Origin of the sequence: Ideonella sp. (assembly GCF_041287625.1) — a bacterium.
Taxonomy (GTDB): Bacteria; Pseudomonadota; Gammaproteobacteria; order Burkholderiales; family Burkholderiaceae_C; genus Ideonella.
The window spans coordinates 1-3,718 of the sequence record NZ_JBGGNH010000057.1 but is presented as its reverse complement, the minus strand read 5'-3'; the positions used below and the strand labels follow the sequence as shown (position 1 = coordinate 3,718).

Annotated in this window: 4 protein-coding genes; all 4 read right to left on the bottom strand. The window is 64.2% G+C overall.

Features of this window, described 5'->3' with window-relative positions; translation table 11 throughout:
- The coding region (locus ACAH41_RS21180) for an ABC transporter ATP-binding protein (RefSeq protein ID WP_370538454.1) at window positions 1-392 on the bottom strand (392 nt) is incomplete at its 3' end.
- Window positions 393-422: 30 nt separating this feature from the next.
- Window positions 423-1,310, bottom strand: coding sequence for a carbohydrate ABC transporter permease (locus ACAH41_RS21175; protein WP_370538453.1), 888 nt, complete (start codon window positions 1,308-1,310; stop codon window positions 423-425).
- A gap of 20 nt (window positions 1,311-1,330) precedes the next feature.
- Window positions 1,331-2,188 carry a carbohydrate ABC transporter permease gene (locus ACAH41_RS21170; RefSeq protein WP_370538452.1) on the bottom strand — a complete coding sequence of 286 codons (858 nt, stop codon included), beginning with the start codon at window positions 2,186-2,188 and terminating at the stop codon, window positions 1,331-1,333.
- Between the two features lie 66 nt (window positions 2,189-2,254).
- On the bottom strand, window positions 2,255-3,586 hold the full coding sequence (locus ACAH41_RS21165) for a sugar ABC transporter substrate-binding protein (RefSeq protein ID WP_370538451.1): 1,332 nt from the start codon (window positions 3,584-3,586) through the stop codon (window positions 2,255-2,257).
- Between the last annotated feature and the right edge of the window lie 132 nt (window positions 3,587-3,718).

The window sequence follows — 3,718 nt, the reverse complement described above, 5'->3', positions numbered from 1 at the left end:
GGCGTGCGCTGCAGGTAGGCGGTGAGGTTCAGGATCTTCGCGGCGCGCTCGACCTTCTCGCGGATCTCGCTTTCGCTGACCTTGGCCAGCTTCAGCGCGAAGCTCATGTTCTCGTACACGCTCATGTGCGGGTAGAGCGCGTAGCTCTGGAAGACCATCGCCAGGTCGCGCTTGGACGACGGGGCGTGCGTGATGTCGCGGCCGTCCAGCATCAACTGGCCGCTGGTCACCGTTTCCAGCCCGGCGATCAGGCGCAGCAGCGTGGACTTGCCGCAGCCAGACGGGCCGACAAACACGACGAACTCGCCAGGCTCGATGGACAGGTCCACGCCCTTGATCGTCTCGACCGCGCCGAACTGCTTGCGGAATTGCTTGAGCTGAAGGTAGGCCATTTCAGTCTCCTTGAAATTGATTGCGTGAGGTCACTTCACAGCGCCAAAAGTAAGGCCCTGGACGAGTTGTTTTTGACTGAACCAGCCGAACACGACGATGGGTGCGATGGCCATCAGCGAGGCGGCGGAGAGCTTGGCCCAGAACAGGCCTTCGGGGCTGGCGTAGGAGGCGATCAGCGTGGCCAGCGTGCCGGCCTTGGCGGAGCTGAGGTTGAGCGACCAGAAGGCCTCGTTCCAGCTCAGCACCAGGCACAGCAGGCCGGTGGACGCGAGGCCGCCCATGCCCAGCGGCAGCAGCACCTTGTAGGCCTCCTGCCAGAGCGTGGCGCCGTCCATGCGCGCGGCTTCCAGGATCTCCGGCGGGATGTCCTTGAAGGCCGAATACAGCATCCAGACCATGATGGGCAGGTTGCTCAGCGTGAAGACGATGATCAGCCCGGTGCGCGTGTCCAGCAGCGAGCTTTGCTGGGCCAGCACGTAGATCGGCACCAGCGCACCGACTGCCGGCATCATCTTGGTCGACAGCATCCACATCAGGATGTCCCGCGTGCGCTTGCTGCGGAAGAAGGCCATCGAATACGCGGCCGGCGCGGCAATCATCAGGCCCAGCACGGTGGACACCACGCTGGTGATCAGCGAGTTGGTCGCGTAGAGCAGGTAGTCGCTGCGTTCCTGCACCTCGTGGAAGTTGGCCAGCGTGGGCGAGAACAGCCATTCGGTGGGCACGGCAATGGCCTGCAGCTCGGTCTTGAACGCGGTGGCGATCAAAAAGCCCAGCGGGAAGAACAGCAGCAGCGTAACCAGCCACGCGACGATGGTGCGCACGACAAGGGCCAGCGGGAAGCGGCGCGGCGCGAGCAGGACCTCGGCCGGCGCGGTTTCCACCGGGGGATGCGCGGAATAAGTGGTAGTGGGCATGGTGTCCTCAGTCCAGGCGATCAATCGAGGTTCTTGCCGACGAGGCGGATCAGGAAGATCGCCGCGATGTTGGCCAGCACGACGGCGAACAGCGCGCCTGCGGAAGCCACGCCGGCGTCGAAGTTCAGCAGCGCCTGCTTGAAGATCAGGAAGGCGATGTTGGTGCTGGCGTCACCGGGGCCGCCGGAGGTCGTCGTGAAGATCTCGGCGAACACGCTGATCAGGAAGATCATCTCGATCATCACCACCACCGCCACCGAGCGGCCCAGGTGCGGCAGCACCATGTAGCGCAGCTGCTGCAGGTAGTTGGCGCCGTCCATGCGTGCAGCTTCGAGTTGCTCGCGGTTGAGGGACTGCAGCGCGGTCATGAAGATCAGCGTGGCAAACGGCAGCCATTGCCAGCTGATCATGATGATCACGCTGAGCAGCGGCCAGTCGGTCAGCCAGTCCACCGGCTGCGCGCCGAAGGCCTGCCAGACATGGGCCAGCACGCCGTAGATCGGGTTCATCATCATGTGCTTCCACAGCAGCGCATTGACCGTGGGCATGACGAAGAAGGGTGAAATGAGCAGCACGCGCACCAGGCCGCGGCCGGGGAAGGGCGCGTCGATCAGCAAGGCCAGGCCCACGCCCATCACCACGGTGATGACGATGACGCTGCCGAGCAGCAGCACGGTGTTCATCACCGCCGGCCAGAACGACGCGTCGGTCATGAAGTATTCGAAGTTCTCCAGCCCCGCAAAGCCGGTCACGTCCGGCTGCATCAGGTTGAAGCGGATGGCGCTGAAGTACAGCGTCATGGCCAGTGGCACGATCATCCAGAGGAAGAGCGTGCCGATGGCCGGCGCCATCAAGGCGCGGGGCATAAAGCGGTTCATGGCGAGGTCCCGGCAATGGGACTGGCCACCGCCGCAGCGGTGGCCAGTCGGGCGGCAGGTGCCGGCTTACTTGTAATAACCGCCTTTTTTCATTTCACGCTCAGCCGATATTTGGCTGGCCTTCAGCGCCGCGTCCACCGTCGTCTTGCCGGCCAGGGCCGCGCTCATCTGCTGGCCCACCGCGATGCCGATGGCCTGGAATTCCGGGATGGCCGCGAATTGCACGCCGACGTAGGGCGACTTCGGCAGCGTCGAGTCGTTCGGGTTCGCGCTGTCGATCGCGGTCTTCTCGGCCGCGGCAAAACGCGCGGCCTTCTGGAATTCCGGCTGGGCGTAGGTGGACTTGCGGGTGCCGGTGGGCACGTTGGCCCAGCCGTTCGTCTTCGCGACCAGCTGGATGTATTCCTTGCTGGTGGCCCAGGTGATGAACTTCTGCGCTGCGTCCACCTTCTTCGAGCCGGCGGGGATGGCCAGGTTCCAGGACCACAGCCAGTTCGCGCCCTTGGGCGTGACGGCGGTGGGCGCCTGCGCGAAGGCCATCTTGTCGGCGACCTTGGACTGCTTCGGGTCGCTGACGAAGGATGCGGCAATGGTCGCGTCGACCCACATGCCGCACTTGCCGGCATTGGTCAGTGCCAGGATCTCGTTGAAGCTGTTGGCCGACGAGCCCGGCGGGCCGTAGTTCTTCAGCAGGTCGACGTAGAAGGTGATCGCGTCATGCCAGGGCTTGGTGTCGATCTGCGGCTTCCACTGCATGTCGAACCACTGGCCGCCGTTGGTGTTCACCAGCGTGGTGAGGAAGGCCATGTTGTCGCCCCAGCCCGGCTTGCCGCGCAGGCAGATGCCGTATACGCCGTTCTTCGGGTCGTGGATCTTGGACGCCAGGTCCTTGATCTGGGTCCAGGTCGGGCGCTCCGGCACCGTCACGCCCACCTTGTCCGCCAGGTCCTTGCGGTACATCAGCATCGAGCTCTCACCGTAGAACGGTGCTGCGTAGAGCTTGCCGTCCAGCGACAGGCCACCGCGAACGGCCGGCAGCAGGTCGTCCACGTCATAGGCGGCGTCGGTCTTCAGCGGCTGCAGCCAGCCCTTCTTGCCCCAGATCGGTGTCTCGTACATGCCGATGGTCATGATGTCGAACTGGCCGCCTTTGGTGGCGATGTCGGTCGTCACGCGCTGGCGCAGCGTGCCTTCTTCCAACGTGACCCACTTCAGCGTGATGTCCGGGTTGGCTTGCTCGAAGTTCTTGCCGAGCTTCTGCATCTCGATCATGTGGCCGTTGTTCACCGTGGCGATCACCAGCTCGGTGGCGGCGTGGGTGAAGGTGGCCGAGGCCAGGCCCAGCGCACCCAGCGCGGCCTGGACGACGAGGGTCAGGCAGGTCTTACTGCGGTTCATGTTGTGTGTCTCCTGAGATGTCGGGGCGTTTGGTGTTGTCGCTGCCTGCCCGCATGGCGCAGCGTGCGCATCTTCAGCGAGGGAGGTCCGCGGTTTTGATACTGCCGCTGCCAGTGTCTGTACTTCATTGCG

Coding starts and splice junctions, on each gene's coding strand:
- ACAH41_RS21165 (WP_370538451.1), bottom strand. CDS start 3,586: ATGAACCGCAGTAAGACCTGCCTGACCCTCGTCGTCCAGGCCGCGCTG.
- ACAH41_RS21170 (WP_370538452.1), bottom strand. CDS start 2,188: ATGAACCGCTTTATGCCCCGCGCCTTGATGGCGCCGGCCATCGGCACG.
- ACAH41_RS21175 (WP_370538453.1), bottom strand. CDS start 1,310: ATGCCCACTACCACTTATTCCGCGCATCCCCCGGTGGAAACCGCGCCG.